Consider the following 13,969-nt stretch of genomic DNA (forward strand, 5'->3'; position numbering starts at 1 on the left):
CGATCAGCGGGCGCCGAGCAGGTGCTCGGTCGCGAGCTGCTGCAGGCGGACGAAGCCGAATCCCTTGCCGCCGAAGTACGCGCTCGCGTCGAAGTCCTCATAGGCGGAGCGGTCCGCGAGCAGGTCGTCGTAGGACTCGCCGGGGTCGAGGGTGGGCGTCGCCAGCTCGTCGACGCGCGCTGCGGCGAGCGCCTCCTGCACCTCGGGGTCGGCGCGGAATGCGGCGGCCCGCTCCTTGAGCAGCAGGTAGGTGCGCATGTTCGCGGCGGCCGAGTCCCAGACCCCGGACTCGTCCTCGGTGCGGCTGGGCTTGTAGTCGAAGTGCCGGGGCCCGTCGTAGGCGGGAACGCCCCCGGGGCCGCCGTTCTCGAGCAGGTCGACCAGCGAGAACGCGTTGTGCAGGTCGCCGTGGCCGAACACGAGATCCTGGTCGTACTTGATGCCCCGCTGGCCGTTGAGGTCGATGTGGAACAGCTTGCCGTGGAACAGGGCCTGTGCGATGCCGGCGGTGAAGTTGAGCCCGGCCATCTGCTCATGACCGACCTCGGGGTTCACGCCCACGAGCTCGGGGCGCTCGAGCGAGTCGATGAACGCGATCGCGTGCCCGAGGGTGGGCAGGAGGATGTCGCCTCGCGGCTCGTTCGGCTTGGGCTCGATGGCGAAGCGGATGTCGTAGCCCTTGTCGGTGACGTAGTCGCCGAGCAGGTTGACCGCCTCGCGGTAGCGTTCGAGCGCCTGGCGGATGTCTTTCGCGGAGTCGTACTCGGCGCCTTCGCGACCGCCCCACATCACGAACGTCTTGGCGCCGAGCTCGGCGGCGAGGTCGAGGTTGCGCAGCACCTTGCGCAGGGCGAATCGCCGCACGTCGCGGTCGTTCGAGGTGAAGCCGCCGTCTTTGAAGACGGGGGCGCTGAAGAGGTTGGTCGTCACCATCGGAACGATCAGGCCGGTGTCGGCGAGCGCGCCGGTGAGGCGGTCGATCTGCGTCTGGCGCTCGGCGTCGGTCGATCCGAAGGCGAACAGGTCGTCGTCGTGGAAGGTGAGACCGTAGGCGCCCAGCTCTGCGAGCTTCTCGACGGCATGGACGACGTCGAGCGCGGGCCGGGTGGGGCCGCCGAACGGGTCGGCTCCGTTGTAGCCCACGGTCCACAGGCCGAAGGAGAACTTGTCGTCACGGGTGGGAGTGGGCATGTCTGCTCCTGTGCAGGTCAGCGAATAAGTTGTGAATCACAACATATCTCATGTCCGGGTGGTCGTCCACCCCCTACAGTGAAGGGATGCCGTCACAGCCGAGCCCCGCGCCGGGCACGCGCGCCCACAATCTCTCGCGCGTCCTGCGGGTCGTGCACGAGGACGGCGCCCGCTCGAGGGCCGCTCTCACGGAGCAGACCGGACTGAACCGTTCGACGATCGCCGACCTGGTGGGGGAGCTGGTGCGCCGGGGACTCGTCGACGAGCGCATCCCCGACATCGCGGGTCGGGTGGGTCGCCCGTCGCCGGTCGTGAGCGCGTCGGCTCGAGTCGTCGCGATCGCGGTGAACCCCGAGGTGGACGCCATCGAGATCGCCGCCGTCGGCCTCGACCGCAGCATCCTCGCGCGCGAGCGGCTGCCCAACCGCGACACTCCCACGCCCGAGGCCGTCGCCGAGACGATCGCCGGTCGCGTGGCGGCCTGGCGGGACGGCCCCCTCGCCGACGCGCGCATCGAGGCCGTCGGCGTCGCGGTGCCCGGTCTCGTGCGCACCTCCGACGGCGTCGTGCGCAACGCCCCGCACCTGGCGTGGATCGACGTGCCGCTCGCTGAGCTGGTGCGGGCTGCGACCGGCACGCCGACCTTCGTCGACAACGACGCCACGCTCGGCGCCATCGCCGAGCACCGCTACGGTGCCGGGCGGGGAATCGACGACATCGTGTACCTGAACGGCGGGGCGTCGGGCATCGGCGGCGGCCTGATCATCCACGGTCGGGCGGTCGCGGGGGCGGGCGGCTACGCGGGGGAGTTCGGACAGAACCGGCCGCGCATCTCGGCGGACGGCGACCGCCGCACCGGCGACGGCGTGCTCGAAGCGGAGGTGAGTCGGCGGCTGCTGCTCGACGCGGTCGGCCTCGACGCGGTCGGCCCGCACGCCGCCGATGACGAGACGCTCGACGCCGAGCTCTCCGCCTCGACCTCGGACGCGGTGTCCGACGAGATCACGCGCCAGGCGCACGTGCTCGCGAGCGCACTGGCCAACGCCGTCAACGTGCTCAATCCGAGCCTCGTCGTGCTCGGCGGCTTCCTCGCGACGATCGCGGATCTGCGCTCCGAGCAGATCGCCGCAGACGTCGGCGCTCTCGCGATGTCCGAGAGTGTCGAGGGGCTCGAGATCCGTCCTGCTGACCTCGGTGCAGACCGCCTGCTGATCGGAGCCGCCGAACTCGCCTTCGCCGGTCTGCTGGCGGACCCGGGGGAGCGCAGCTGAGCCCGCCCGATGTCGGACGTCGGTGCGACACTGTCGCCGCGGCGGGAGGCCGTGTCCGGCAGTGAGAGGAACGGCGATGGCGATCGATCCGAAGAAGACGCTCGACGCCTACCGAGCGAGGCGGGGCGAGTTCCGCATCCTCGAGGTGCCGGCGATGCAGTACCTGATGATCGACGGTGCGGGTGACCCGAACACGGCGCCGGCCTACTCCGATGCCGTCGGGGCGCTCTTCCCGCTGGCCTACACGCTCAAGTTCGAGAGCAGGAAGAGCCTCGGAATCGACACGGTCGTGATGCCGCTGGAAGGGCTGTGGCACGCGCCCGACATGGAGTCGTTCACCTCGCGGCGAGACAAGTCGGCGTGGGTGTGGACGCTGATGGTCATGGTTCCCGACCATGTCACGCCCGAGATGTTCACCGACGCCGTCGAGGCGGTCGAGCAGAAGGCGGCGAAGAAGAAGCAGCCGCAGAAACCGGCACTGCGCACGGTGCGCCTCGAGACGCTCGACGAGGGACTCTGCGTGCAGACCCTGCACGTCGGCTCGTACGACGACGAAGCCCCGGTCCTCGCCGATCTGCATGAGCGGTTCATCCCCGACAACGGCCTGCGCATGACGGGCTTGCATCATGAGGTCTACCTCAGCGACGTCCGGCGGGTCCAGCCGGCGAGGCTCCGCACCATCCTGCGGCAGCCGGTCGAGCGCGTGGGGTGACCCACCGGTCCGACGCTGAGGCCGGAGAGCGCCCGATGCGCCTCTCCGACCTCAGCGTCAGCCTCGGGCGTGGCCGCTGCTTTCCGCCTCAGGCGTGGCCCCAGAACGCGTCTTCCGCCTGCTGGTCCTCACTGATCAGCCACACCTCCGCGATCCGCCCGGCCGCCACGCGGAACACATCGACGCCGTGCTGATCGAGATCCGCATATCCCTCGCGCGCGGCGCGGAAGCGCACCGTCGCCGACACGAGATCGCCGCTCTCGGTCACCGAGTCGGTCTCAAGGACGAAGGTGCCACCGCTCAGCTCCATGAAGTGACCGAGATGCGCCATGATCGCCTCAGAGCCGACCTTGTCGCCGGAGACCTGGCTCCTGCCCGGCTGGTGCCAGACGGCATCCGCGGCGAACGTCTCCGCCAGCGCCTGCATGTCTCCCGCGGCCATGGCCGCCCCGTACTGTCCCACGATGTCGATCGCCGACATGATGTCCTCCTCGTTGTCTCGGTATTCTGAGCATCCAGCGTCTCCATACAGGCGTGGTCACTTCAACGTCACCGGAGGGATGCCGAGCGGATGAGCCCCTCATGGACCGTGTTCTCCTCCAGTTGCCCGTCGCGCGCGTCGTTGGCGCGGGTGGCCAACAAGTGGACCGCGATGATCGTGATCCTCCTGCACGAGGAGCCGTTGCGGTTCGGCGAGCTGCACCGGAAGGTCGAGGGGATCACGAAGAAGGTCCTGGTCGACACTCTTCGCGCACTCGACCGTGACGGCATGCTCGTGCGCGCGGTGGACGACGACGGACATGCACGCTATCGGCTCACCCCGCTCGGGCGCACACTGCACGAACCGCTGCAGGCTCTGCGGATCTGGGCGGAATCGCATGTCGACGAGGTCCTCGACGCCCAGGATCGCTACGACGACGAGGCCGACCGTCGACTTCTCGGCGGCAGCGATGGCGCGGGCGTGAGCGCCGCCGTGCGCCCCACCGATGCCTCGCCACGCGGCGATATCCTGCAGGGATGACCTCCTCTCCGAAGGATGCCGCGCGCACGGCCCAACATTCCGATGCCTTCCGCCGTGTGGCACGGGCGGGTTTCGTGATGGTGGGTGTGGTGCACATCATCATCGGAGCCATAGCCATCTCGATCGCTTCGGGCGGTGGCGGGGATGCCGATCAGGACGGCGCGATGGAGCAGATCCGCTCGACGCCGATCGGCGGCCTGCTGCTCGCCGTGGTCGCCGCGGCGCTCATCGCGCTGGCGATCTGGCAGGGCGTGGCCGCGTTCGTCGCGGTCGGCGGCGAGGTGAAGAAGTGGGGGCAGCGCATCAAGCTGGTCGGCATCGCCATCGCGTACCTGGTGATCTCCGGTCTCGCGCTCGTCTACGCGTTCGGCGGCGACGTGGAATCCGAGGAGTCGTCGAAGACGCTCAGTGCCGTGCTGCTGTCGGCGCCCGGCGGCGTCTTCCTGCTGATCGCGATCGGCCTGACCGTCGTGGGCGTGGGCATCGGCTTCCTCGTCAGCGGCGTGACCACCGGCTTCCGCAAGATGCTCGACCTGCCGTCGGGAGCGGGGCGTCCGCCCATCGTCGTGCTCGGGATCTTCGGATACATCGCCAAGGGCATCGCCGTCGGCGTCACCGGCGTGCTGTTCGTCGTCGCCGCATGGACGCATGACGCAGAGAAGTCGGGCGGCCTCGACGCGGCGCTGCGCAGTCTCATCGAGCTGCCGTTCGGACGTGTCGTGCTGTGGGTCGTCGGTCTCGGGCTCGCGCTGTACGGCGTGTTCTCGATCGTGCGCGCCCGCTATGCCCGGATGTGAGCAGCGGCACGACGACCGGGTGCGACGAGCGCGACCGAGCGCGGGTGACCCGTCTCGTCCCGCCGGATGAGAAGCTAGAAGGATGAGCACTTCCCGCGACGACGACGCGATCAGCCCGCCGAGCGACGGTCCCCTCACAGATCAGGAGGTGCGACGCCTCCGCGAGGACTTCCCGATCCTGCAGACCGAGGTGCACGGGCATCCGCTCTCCTACCTCGACTCCGGGGCGACGTCGCAGCGCCCCTTCTCCGTGCTCGATGCGGAACGCGAGTTCGCCTCCACCCTCAACGCGGCCGTGCACCGCGGTGCGCACACGCTGGCGGCCGAGGCGACGGAGGTCTTCGAGGATGCCAGGGAGAGCGTGGCGCGCTTCATCGGAGCAGGCGAGGGCGAGCTGGTCTGGACGTCGAACGCCACCGAGGCGCTGAATCTCATCGCGTACTCGCTCTCGAACGCCTCGCTCGGGCGCGGGGGAGCGGCGGCGGAGCCGCTGCGCCTGCGCGAGGGCGATGAGATCGTGACCACGGAGATGGAGCACCACGCCAACCTCATCCCGTGGCAGGAGCTCGCCGCGCGCACCGGCGCGACCCTGCGCGTGATCCCGCTCGACGACCACGGTGCACTGCGGCTCGATGCCGCTGCGGAGATCATCTCCGCGCGCACCAGGCTCGTCGCGGTCACCCACGTGTCGAACGTGCTGGGGGTGATCAACCCCGTGGCCCAGCTCGTCGGTCTCGCCCGCGAGGTCGGCGCGTTGGTGGTGCTCGACGCCTGTCAGTCCGCGCCGCATCTGCCGCTCGACGTGCATGCTCTCGACGTCGACTTCGCCGTGATCTCGGGTCACAAGATGCTGGGTCCGACCGGGATCGGCGCGCTCTACGGACGCCGCGAGCTGCTCGAGATCATGCCCCCGTTCCTCACCGGCGGATCCATGATCACCACCGTCACCACCACCGAGGCCTCGTACCTGCCACCGCCTCAGCGCTTCGAGGCCGGTACGCAGCGGGTGTCGCAGGTCGTCGCGCTGGCCGCCGCGGTCGACTACCTCACCGCGGTGGGGATGCCCCGGATCGCCGCCCACGAGGCGGCGCTCGGCGCACGCCTCTTCGACGGGCTCACCGCCATCGACGGAGTGCGGGTGCTCGGCGCCGGCATCGCGTTGCCCAGGGTGGGCCTCGCGAGCTTCGACGTCGACGGCATCCACTCGCACGACGTCGGGCAGTTCCTCGACGACCTCGGCATCGCGGTGCGGGTCGGACACCACTGCGCGCAGCCGTTGCACCGCCGTCTCGGCATCACCTCGTCGACCAGGGCGAGCACGTATCTGTACACCACCGACGCCGAAGTGGATGCCGTCGTCGACGGCGTCCAGGGCGCGATCGACTTCTTCCGGAGGGGCGCATGAGTGATCTGCAGGGCCTGTATCAGGAGCTCATCCTCGACCATTCGCGCACCCCGCACGGGTTCGGGCTCCGCGAGGAGATCGCGGCGCAGTCCCACCAGGTGAACCCGACCTGCGGCGATGAGGTCACCCTGCAGGTGCATCGGGCCGACGACGGCAGCATCGAGGCGCTGGCGTGGGAGGGGCACGGATGCGCCATCTCCCAGGCATCCGCGTCGCTGCTCGCCGAGCTCGCCGAGGGACTCACCGTGCCCGAGCTCGAGGTCCGCATCGCGGCGTTCCGCGAGGCCATGCGCTCGCGCGGCAAGATCGAGCCCGACGAGGAGCTCCTCGGCGACGTGGCGGCCCTGGGCGGTGTCTCGCGGTACGTGGCACGGGTGAAGTGCGCGATGCTCGCCTGGGTCGCCGTCGAAGACGCGCTCCACCGGGCGTGAGCACGCGCGGGCAGGATGGAGACATGCCTCTGCGCCTGACTCCGCTCGATGACGCCCGGTTCGACGACTGGCGTGCGGCCACGCGGGTGCGCCTGCTCGCCCTGCGCCGCGAGTCGGGGATGTTCGTCGGGGGCGACGCGATCGAACGGGTCGATGAGTTCCTCGACGAGCTGCTGCCGCACGGGCTCGCCACCGAGACCTCTCTGATCCTCACGATCGACGAGGGAGCGCACCGTCGGGGAACGGTGTGGCTGGCAGCCAACAACGGGGTGCTCTTCGTCGTCGATCTCTCGTTCGACTCCGTGCCGGATGCGCGGCTGCTCGACCAGGTGCTCGATCGTCTGAAGGAGCTCGCACGGCGGCAGAGCGTCGACCGGATCAGCATGGCCGTCTACGTCTGCGACGGCACGAGCCGCGCGTTCGTCGAGGGGCGCGGATTCGAGGTCGCCTCGATCCAGATGCTCCTCGAACCGCTGCCGCCGCGCAATCCGCCGTCGTCTCTGGTGCTGACGCCGATGACGGCCGACCGCTTCGTCGATTTCGCGGCGTCGTCGGAGGCGGCCTTCGCCGAGGACCTCGCATCCTCCGGTCGCTATTCCGCGGAAGATGCGGCGGTCGAGTCGCATCGGCAGATGCAGCTCGAACTGCCCGACGGCATCGAGTCCGCCGGACAGGAGCTCTTCACCGCCGAGGTCGACGGCGAGGAGGTCGGGGTGCTCTGGATCGGCATCCGCCGGCGGGGCGGGCGCCCGCACGCGTTCATCCTCGACATCGAGATCGCGAGCGACCGGCGTCGCCGGGGGTACGGACGCGACGTGATGATCGCGGCCGAACGGGAGGCGGCGCGGTTCGGCGCCGACTCGATCGGACTGCACGTCTTCGGCTTCAACGAGGCCGCGGTGCGGCTGTACGAGGGGCTGGGATACCGCCGCGTCGAGGAGCGATTCCTGCTGTCTCTCTGAGGGAACCTCGGCACGGACTAACCCGCGCTGCGGAGCAATCGGCGGCACGGAGCAATCGGCGACACGCGGGCCGCCGCGGGAATAGTGCGCCCGCTCGGACGTTGGCCCGAGCATGACAACTCTCGGAATCATCGGAGCAGGACACATCGGCAGCCAGATCGCGCGGGTCGCGGTGGCAAACGGGTACGACGTCGTGATCGCGAACTCCCGCGGGCCGGAGACCCTCGCGGGTCTCATCGCGGAGCTCGGACCGAAGGCGAGAGCGGCGACCGCCGTCGACGCTGCCGAGGCCGCAGAGGTGGCGGTCGTGACCGTGCCGCTCGGCGCGATCGATCAGCTGCCCGTCGACCAGCTCGCCGGCAAGATCGTGCTCGACACCAACAACTACTACTTCGAGCGCGACGGTCACATCGAGGCGCTCGACAAGGGCGAGACGACCACCTCCGAGATGCTGCAGCAGAAGCTGCCGACGTCGCGGATCGCGAAGGCGTTCAACCACATCTTCTCGGCCGACATCACCACCGACGGAACCCCTGCCGGAACCGAGGGTCGCCGCGCACTCGCCACCGCGGGCGATGACGCCGAGGCCACGGACTTCGTCACGCGGTTCTATGACGAGGTGGGCTTCGACACCGTGAACATCGGCCCGCTGAGCGAGTCCTGGCGCGTCGAGCGCGACCGCCCGGCATATGTCGTGAAGCAGACCGCCGCGGAGCTCGAGGCGAACCTCGCGAAGGCGAACCGCCTGCCCTGAGCGACGGCTGGTCGAAGAGGGGCGGATGCTGCGGCATCCGCCCCTCTCGCATGCTCCCGCCCTGCCCGGCAGGAGCCCCCGCGCACGGGCGTCAGACGACCGAGCCCGCCCGCCGAGTCCGCGCGGGCTCGGGTACGCCGAACTTGTCGGGCCGGGGCGAGGAATGAGAGGATCCGCGTATGGCGGGGGTGGGGGCTGCAGGCGAACTCGAATCGGTGAGGGTGACGCGCATTCTTCGCGACGACATCATCCTCGGGCGCCGCGCGCCCGGATCGCGACTCGTCGAACGCGACATCGCTGCCGAACTCCACGTCTCGCGGCTGCCGGTGCGCGAGGCGATCCGCACCCTGGCCAGCGAGGGAGTGGTGGTCGCGAGGCCGCGCAGCTGGGCGGTCGTGCGCGAGTTCACACGCCGGGACATCCAGGACTTCGGCGAGGTGCGCGAAGCCATCGAGACCCTCATCTTCCTGTTCGCCGCCGAGCGTCATACCGAGCAGGGCCTCGTGCGACTCCGCGCGGCGCTCGAGCGGGAGCTCGCGGCGGCGGAGGCGGGGGACACCGAGGTCGCTCGCATGGCTGCCGGTGAGTTCCACGAGGTGGCGACGGAGCTGGCGGGCAACGAGATGCTCGACGAGCTCATCGGCGTGTTCGTGACCCGACTGCGCTGGCTGTTCGGACAGCATGACGACCTGCTCGCGATGGCCGAGGAGCACCGGGTGATCTTCGAGGCGGTCGCTGCGCGCGACACCGACACGCTGCGCTGGCTGATCCCGCGGCATCTGGCGAACGGACAGGCCACCGCCGAACGCCGCCTCGCGAGTGGGCCCTCCACGGTCTGAGATCGCTGCGGGAATACCCCTCGAGGGGGTACTGTTGTGATCGGAGGGATACCCCCGGGGGGTATTCAACACCATCGAAGGGATTGCAGACATGAGTACGACCACCTACGCCGTGACCGGGATGACCTGCGGACACTGCGAGCGATCCGTCCGTAGCGAGGTCTCGAAGCTGTCGGGGGTGACCGCGATCGAGGTGAGCGCGGACTCGGGCAGGCTCGTGATCACTGCCGACGCCCCGGTCGACGACGCCGCCGTGCTGGCCGCCGTCGACGAGGCCGGATACACCGCGGTCCGTGCCTGACATGGCCACCTCGACGGAGACCGTCTCCTACGACCTCGACATCGGGGGCATGACGTGCGCGTCGTGCGCCGCGCGCGTCGAGAAGCGACTCAACCGCCTCGACGGCGTCTCGGCGTCGGTGAACTACGCGACCGAGAAGGCGCACGTCGACGCCCGCGCCGGAGTCGTCGTCGACGACCTCATCTCCGAGATCGTGCGAACCGGGTACACGGCCGCACTGCCGAGGGAGGTGCAGTCAGATGAGGTCGATCCGGCGTACCTGCTGCTGCGCTTGCGTCTGATCATCTCGATCGCGCTCGCGGTGCCGGTGATCGCGATGGCGATGGCCGAGCCCCTGCAGTTCGCCGGCTGGCAGTGGGCGTCGCTGGTGCTCGCCACTCCCGTCGTCACCTGGGCGGCCTGGCCGTTCCACCGCGCCGCGCTGCGGAACGCGCGACACCGCACCGTCACGATGGACACGCTCATCTCGGTCGGCGTCACCGCGGCCTACACCTGGTCGCTGTACGCCCTCTTCTTCGGCACCGCGGGCATGTGGGGCATGACGCACCCGTTCCGCTTCATCGAACGCGGCGACGGTCTGGGGAGCATCTACCTCGAAGTCGCCGCCGGCGTGACGATGTTCCTGCTGCTCGGGCGCTTTCTCGAGCAGCGCTCCAAGCGGCGAGCGGGCGCGGCACTGCGCGCGCTCGGCGAGCTCGGCGCGAAGGATGTCGCGGTCGTGCGCGGAGGTCGCGAAGAGCGGATGCCGCTCGCCGACCTCGTGGTGGGCGACGTGTTCATCGTGCGGCCCGGCGAGAAGATCGCGACCGACGGCGTCGTGCTCGAGGGGGCGTCCGCAGTGGACGCCTCGATGCTCACGGGCGAGTCCGTGCCGGTCGAAGTGCGCCCGGGTGACGCCGTCACCGGCGCCACGGTGAACATCGGCGGTCGACTGCGGGTCTCGGCGACGCGCATCGGCGGCGACACCCAGCTCGCCCGCATCGCCCGCCTCGTCGAGGAGGCGCAGTCGGGCAAGGCCGAGGCGCAGCGGCTCGCCGACCGGCTGTCGGCGGTCTTCGTGCCGATCGTGTTCGCGATCTCGGCGGTGACGCTCGTCGCCTGGCTGCTCGTCGGAGGCGGCACGGCGGCCGCGTTCACCGCGGCGGTGGCCGTGCTGATCATCGCCTGCCCGTGCGCGCTCGGCCTCGCCACCCCGATGGCCCTGCTCGTGGGGACGGGGCGGGGAGCCCAGCTCGGGTTGCTCATCAAGGGCCCGGAGGTTCTCGAGTCGACCCGTCGCGTCGACACGATCGTGCTCGACAAGACCGGCACGGTCACCACCGGACGCATGACCCTCCTCGAGGTCATCCCCGCGTCGGGAGAGGACGAGGCAGAGGTGCTGCGCCTCACGGCCGCGGTGGAGGAGGCGTCGGAGCATCCGATCGCGCAGGCGATCGTGCGCGGCGCGACCGAGCGTCTCGGTGCGCTGCCGGCGGTCGAGTCGTTCCAGAACGTGCAGGGCCGCGGCGTCACCGGTGTCGTCGAGGCGCGAGCAGTGGTCGCCGGACGGCCCTCTCTGCTCGCCGACTGGGGGCTGCAGCTCGACTCCTCGCTCGCCGTCGCGTTCGATGACGCCGAGGAGAGCGCGCGGACGGCGGTCGCCGTGGCGTGGGACGGACGGGTGCGGGGCGTGCTGATCGTCGCGGATCAGGTCAGGCCCTCGAGCGCAGACGCGATCGCCGCACTGCGACGGCTCGGACTGCGGCCGGTTCTGCTGACCGGTGACAACGAGCGCACAGCGCGTCGCGTCGCATCTGCGGTCGGCATCGACGAGGTGCGCGCCGGGGTGCTGCCCGAGCAGAAGGTGGCCGAGATCGTCGCCCTGCAGCAGCAGGGGCGCAGTGTGGCGATGGTGGGCGACGGCGTCAACGACGCCGCGGCGCTCGCGCAGTCCGACCTCGGCATCGCGATGGGCACCGGGACGGATGCTGCCATCGAGGCGTCGGACCTGACGCTCGTGCGGGCCGACCTGTGGGGAGCCGTGGATGCGATCCGTCTGGCGCGGCGCACCCTGGGCGCCATCCGCGGAAACCTGTTCTGGGCGCTGGCCTACAACGTCGCCGCGATACCGCTCGCCGCTCTCGGCCTGCTCAACCCGATGCTCGCCGGGGCGGCGATGGCGTTCTCCAGTGTGTTCGTGGTGCTGAACAGTCTTCGACTCCGGCGCTTCGGTGGGGCCGCGGCGCCCGCTGCTCGCTAGCTGACCGCCCGCGACGAGGATATATTGGCCCTACGGAATCGTTCCGGATGGTCATCTTCTTCTGGGGAGCGATATGAGGGGCGTCGCGGTCGTCGCGGGTGGTCTGCTGCTCATCGCAGGAACCGTGCTCGTCGTGGTCGCGGATCAGCAGCGGGTCGACGCGCTCGACGACGCGAAGGCCGCCGTGGTGCGTGCCGAGCAGTCGCTCGAGGCCACCCGCGACGCCAACTATCGATATGCCGAGCAGCTCACCGGCCTGCGCACCGCTCTCGCCGCGCAGGAGACCCTGCTGTCCGACACCACCGGGTTCCTGCCGTGAGGGGCACGCCATGATCCGGCGCATCTTCTCGGTCACCATGGTCGCGACCCTGCTGCTGGCCGCGGGGGTCGTGAGTCGCGCCGTGGCTCTCGACGCCGACCGTGCCGCCGTGATCGACGAGCTGCGCACGCTCGTGCAGTCCGAGCAGTCGGCGCAGATGCGCACCGACCGCCTCACCGGACTGATCGAGATCACCGAGGGGGAGATCGCCGATCGCGCGGCCGTCCTCGATGTGCGGGGCGCGTTCGTGACCGAGCTGGCGGGTCTGCAGACGGCGCTGACGTCGGCCGAGGGCAAGGTCGACACCGCGGCGCATCGGGCGGCGGTGCAGTCCGCTCAGCAGGCCGTGCTCGCCGAGCGCAAGGACCCCGCGGTGGTCGTCGCGGCGACCGCGACGGTGCATGCCCTGATCGACAAGGTCGGCCAGGACGTCTCGGTCTGGGAGGCCGCGCAGTACGCGGCACCCGGGGGGCCTGCCTGGTCGTCGAGCGGACCCGACGGCTACGCGCGGGTGCGCGCCGCCCTCGACACGGTGGGCGGAGCCGGGGTCGGACTGTATGAGTCCGCCTCGTGCGCCGGGGGATCGGCTGCCGCCTGCGCGAACAGCAACGGGTACATCAAGTACCGCGCGGACATCGCCCAGTGGAGCAGCGAGCGACTGAACTGGGCGATGGCGCACGAGCTCGCGCACATCTACCAGTTCCGCGTGTGGGGTGCGCTCACCTCCTCCGACACGTACCGGTCGATGTTCGGCGGCGACCCCGAGTTCCTCGCGAACTGCATGGCGGTGGTGCGCGGGTATCCGGGCTCGGTCGGGTGCGACAGCGATCAGCAGGCCTGGGCCTCGGGGATCTGGGTCGGCGCCGTGCGCTGAGCTCGGTCAGCCGATCGGGGTGGTCGTGTCGGTCGCGTCGCGCAGGGGGCGCCGCATCACTCGCCAGTAGGCGGCGGGAGCGAGCCGTACGAGCACGTCGACGAGTCGGGCCTCTCTGCCCACCATCGTGCGCGCACGACGGCGCACCGTCGCCCGGACGATCGCGGCCGCCGCATCCGCGGGCTCGGTGTGGTACATCGCCGCCTGCGCCTCCGCCGCCCGGGCGGCCACGGCAGGATCGATCGCCGCGGCGTAGCGACCGTGCAGGATGATGCCGGTGCGGACGCCGGCCGGGTACACCGCCCCCACCGTCACCGTCGTCCCCTCGAGCTCGTGCCGCAGCGCCTCCGAGAAGCCTCGCACCGCGTACTTGCTCAGCGCATAGGGGATGCGTCCGGCGGGCGCGGCGAGCGCGTAGATGCTCGCGAGGTGGGTGATGTGCGCGGCGGGAGACGCGCGCAGCGAGGGCAGCAGGGCTTTGGTGATCGACACGGTGCCCCAGAGGTTGACGTCGGCGAGCCAGCGCATCTCCTCCATCGTGAGCTGGTCGAGCGTGCCGAGCATCGACGATCCCGCACACGTGATCAGGGCGGAGATCCGAGGATGCGCGCCGGAGATGTCGGCGGCGGCGGCGAACACGGCGTCGTCGTCGCGCAGATCGACCACGTGGGTGGTGACGGTGGTCGGGGGGAGCGCCGCGACCACTGTCGCGAGCGCGTCGGCGTCGTGGTCGATCAGAGCGAGGTGCACGCCGTCGGCGGCGAGGATCCGTGCGATCTGCGCGCCCATCCCGTTCGCGGCTCCGGTGATGACCGTCGTGCTCCCGGCGAGGGCGAGACGCTTCACTGCACTC

General features: G+C 70.3%; 16 protein-coding genes. 13 read left to right on the forward strand and 3 right to left on the reverse strand.

Going from position 1 to position 13,969, the window contains the following annotated elements:
- Nucleotides 1-3 precede the first annotated feature (3 nt).
- Nucleotides 4-1,191: a xylose isomerase gene (gene xylA / locus DXT68_RS03285; RefSeq protein WP_045254810.1), complete on the reverse strand. Its 1,188-nt coding sequence runs from the start codon at nucleotides 1,189-1,191 to the stop codon at nucleotides 4-6.
- 86 nt (nucleotides 1,192-1,277) lie between these two features.
- Here xylA and DXT68_RS03290 point away from each other — a divergent pair, with 86 nt between their 5' ends.
- Together DXT68_RS03290 and DXT68_RS03295 are read left to right on the forward strand one after the other, a co-directional pair.
- A complete protein-coding gene (locus tag DXT68_RS03290; protein ID WP_045254809.1) occupies nucleotides 1,278-2,462 on the forward strand; it encodes an ROK family transcriptional regulator in 1,185 nt (394 codons plus the stop codon).
- A 76-nt stretch (nucleotides 2,463-2,538) separates the two neighbouring features.
- Nucleotides 2,539-3,174 (forward strand): GyrI-like domain-containing protein, encoded by a 636-nt coding sequence (locus DXT68_RS03295; RefSeq protein ID WP_045254808.1) that lies wholly within the window; start codon nucleotides 2,539-2,541, stop codon nucleotides 3,172-3,174.
- A gap of 88 nt (nucleotides 3,175-3,262) precedes the next feature.
- Here DXT68_RS03295 and DXT68_RS03300 read toward each other — a convergent pair whose 3' ends face one another.
- Nucleotides 3,263-3,655 carry a nuclear transport factor 2 family protein gene (locus tag DXT68_RS03300; protein ID WP_052677785.1) on the reverse strand — a complete coding sequence of 131 codons (393 nt, stop codon included), beginning with the start codon at nucleotides 3,653-3,655 and terminating at the stop codon, nucleotides 3,263-3,265.
- A gap of 90 nt (nucleotides 3,656-3,745) precedes the next feature.
- Here DXT68_RS03300 and DXT68_RS03305 point away from each other — a divergent pair, with 90 nt between their 5' ends.
- The 11 genes from DXT68_RS03305 to DXT68_RS03355 all read left to right on the forward strand — a co-directional run bounded on the left by DXT68_RS03305 (nucleotide 3,746) and on the right by DXT68_RS03355 (nucleotide 13,116).
- The gene (locus DXT68_RS03305) at nucleotides 3,746-4,195 is read left to right on the forward strand and encodes a winged helix-turn-helix transcriptional regulator (RefSeq protein WP_082068983.1); all 450 of its coding nucleotides are present in this window, start codon (nucleotides 3,746-3,748) and stop codon (nucleotides 4,193-4,195) included.
- Complete coding sequence (locus DXT68_RS03310; RefSeq protein WP_052677784.1) at nucleotides 4,192-4,992, forward strand: DUF1206 domain-containing protein; 801 nt, start codon at nucleotides 4,192-4,194, stop codon at nucleotides 4,990-4,992. Before DXT68_RS03305 ends, DXT68_RS03310 begins: the two co-directional genes overlap by 4 nt.
- A gap of 82 nt (nucleotides 4,993-5,074) precedes the next feature.
- Entirely contained in the window at nucleotides 5,075-6,397 is a 1,323-nt protein-coding gene (locus DXT68_RS03315; RefSeq protein WP_045254806.1) for a cysteine desulfurase, read from the forward strand.
- On the forward strand, nucleotides 6,394-6,828 hold the full coding sequence (sufU, locus tag DXT68_RS03320) for a Fe-S cluster assembly sulfur transfer protein SufU (protein WP_045254805.1): 435 nt from the start codon (nucleotides 6,394-6,396) through the stop codon (nucleotides 6,826-6,828). Before DXT68_RS03315 ends, sufU begins: the two co-directional genes overlap by 4 nt.
- Before the next feature lie 23 nt (nucleotides 6,829-6,851).
- The gene (locus tag DXT68_RS03325; protein WP_052677783.1) at nucleotides 6,852-7,790 is read left to right on the forward strand and encodes a GNAT family N-acetyltransferase; all 939 of its coding nucleotides are present in this window, start codon (nucleotides 6,852-6,854) and stop codon (nucleotides 7,788-7,790) included.
- A gap of 112 nt (nucleotides 7,791-7,902) precedes the next feature.
- Complete coding sequence (locus tag DXT68_RS03330; RefSeq protein WP_045254804.1) at nucleotides 7,903-8,544, forward strand: NADPH-dependent F420 reductase; 642 nt, start codon at nucleotides 7,903-7,905, stop codon at nucleotides 8,542-8,544.
- Between the two features lie 221 nt (nucleotides 8,545-8,765).
- Complete coding sequence (locus tag DXT68_RS03335) at nucleotides 8,766-9,383, forward strand: GntR family transcriptional regulator (protein ID WP_244268208.1); 618 nt, start codon at nucleotides 8,766-8,768, stop codon at nucleotides 9,381-9,383.
- A gap of 91 nt (nucleotides 9,384-9,474) precedes the next feature.
- Nucleotides 9,475-9,684, forward strand: coding sequence for a heavy-metal-associated domain-containing protein (locus DXT68_RS03340; RefSeq protein WP_045254802.1), 210 nt, complete (start codon nucleotides 9,475-9,477; stop codon nucleotides 9,682-9,684).
- 1 nt (nucleotide 9,685) lies between these two features.
- Nucleotides 9,686-11,923 carry a heavy metal translocating P-type ATPase gene (locus DXT68_RS03345; RefSeq protein ID WP_045254801.1) on the forward strand — a complete coding sequence of 746 codons (2,238 nt, stop codon included), beginning with the start codon at nucleotides 9,686-9,688 and terminating at the stop codon, nucleotides 11,921-11,923.
- Between the two features lie 73 nt (nucleotides 11,924-11,996).
- Nucleotides 11,997-12,242, forward strand: a complete 246-nt coding sequence (locus DXT68_RS03350) for a hypothetical protein (RefSeq protein WP_045254800.1) — start codon at nucleotides 11,997-11,999, stop codon at nucleotides 12,240-12,242.
- Nucleotides 12,243-12,252: 10 nt separating this feature from the next.
- Entirely contained in the window at nucleotides 12,253-13,116 is an 864-nt protein-coding gene (locus DXT68_RS03355) for a hypothetical protein (protein ID WP_045254799.1), read from the forward strand.
- Between the two features lie 6 nt (nucleotides 13,117-13,122).
- On the opposite strand, the gene DXT68_RS03360 is transcribed toward DXT68_RS03355, so the two are convergent.
- Nucleotides 13,123-13,962 carry an SDR family NAD(P)-dependent oxidoreductase gene (locus DXT68_RS03360; protein ID WP_045254798.1) on the reverse strand — a complete coding sequence of 280 codons (840 nt, stop codon included), beginning with the start codon at nucleotides 13,960-13,962 and terminating at the stop codon, nucleotides 13,123-13,125.
- Nucleotides 13,963-13,969 lie beyond the last annotated feature (7 nt).

The organism is Microbacterium foliorum (assembly GCF_003367705.1).
Classification (GTDB): Bacteria; Actinomycetota; Actinomycetes; order Actinomycetales; family Microbacteriaceae; genus Microbacterium; species Microbacterium foliorum.

Coding starts and splice junctions, on each gene's coding strand:
- xylA (WP_045254810.1), bottom strand. CDS start 1,191: ATGCCCACTCCCACCCGTGACGACAAGTTCTCCTTCGGCCTGTGGACC.
- DXT68_RS03290 (WP_045254809.1), top strand. CDS start 1,278: ATGCCGTCACAGCCGAGCCCCGCGCCGGGCACGCGCGCCCACAATCTC.
- DXT68_RS03295 (WP_045254808.1), top strand. CDS start 2,539: ATGGCGATCGATCCGAAGAAGACGCTCGACGCCTACCGAGCGAGGCGG.
- DXT68_RS03300 (WP_052677785.1), bottom strand. CDS start 3,655: ATGTCGGCGATCGACATCGTGGGACAGTACGGGGCGGCCATGGCCGCG.
- DXT68_RS03305 (WP_082068983.1), top strand. CDS start 3,746: ATGAGCCCCTCATGGACCGTGTTCTCCTCCAGTTGCCCGTCGCGCGCG.
- DXT68_RS03310 (WP_052677784.1), top strand. CDS start 4,192: ATGACCTCCTCTCCGAAGGATGCCGCGCGCACGGCCCAACATTCCGAT.
- DXT68_RS03315 (WP_045254806.1), top strand. CDS start 5,075: ATGAGCACTTCCCGCGACGACGACGCGATCAGCCCGCCGAGCGACGGT.
- sufU (WP_045254805.1), top strand. CDS start 6,394: ATGAGTGATCTGCAGGGCCTGTATCAGGAGCTCATCCTCGACCATTCG.
- DXT68_RS03325 (WP_052677783.1), top strand. CDS start 6,852: ATGCCTCTGCGCCTGACTCCGCTCGATGACGCCCGGTTCGACGACTGG.
- DXT68_RS03330 (WP_045254804.1), top strand. CDS start 7,903: ATGACAACTCTCGGAATCATCGGAGCAGGACACATCGGCAGCCAGATC.
- DXT68_RS03340 (WP_045254802.1), top strand. CDS start 9,475: ATGAGTACGACCACCTACGCCGTGACCGGGATGACCTGCGGACACTGC.
- DXT68_RS03345 (WP_045254801.1), top strand. CDS start 9,686: ATGGCCACCTCGACGGAGACCGTCTCCTACGACCTCGACATCGGGGGC.
- DXT68_RS03350 (WP_045254800.1), top strand. CDS start 11,997: ATGAGGGGCGTCGCGGTCGTCGCGGGTGGTCTGCTGCTCATCGCAGGA.
- DXT68_RS03355 (WP_045254799.1), top strand. CDS start 12,253: ATGATCCGGCGCATCTTCTCGGTCACCATGGTCGCGACCCTGCTGCTG.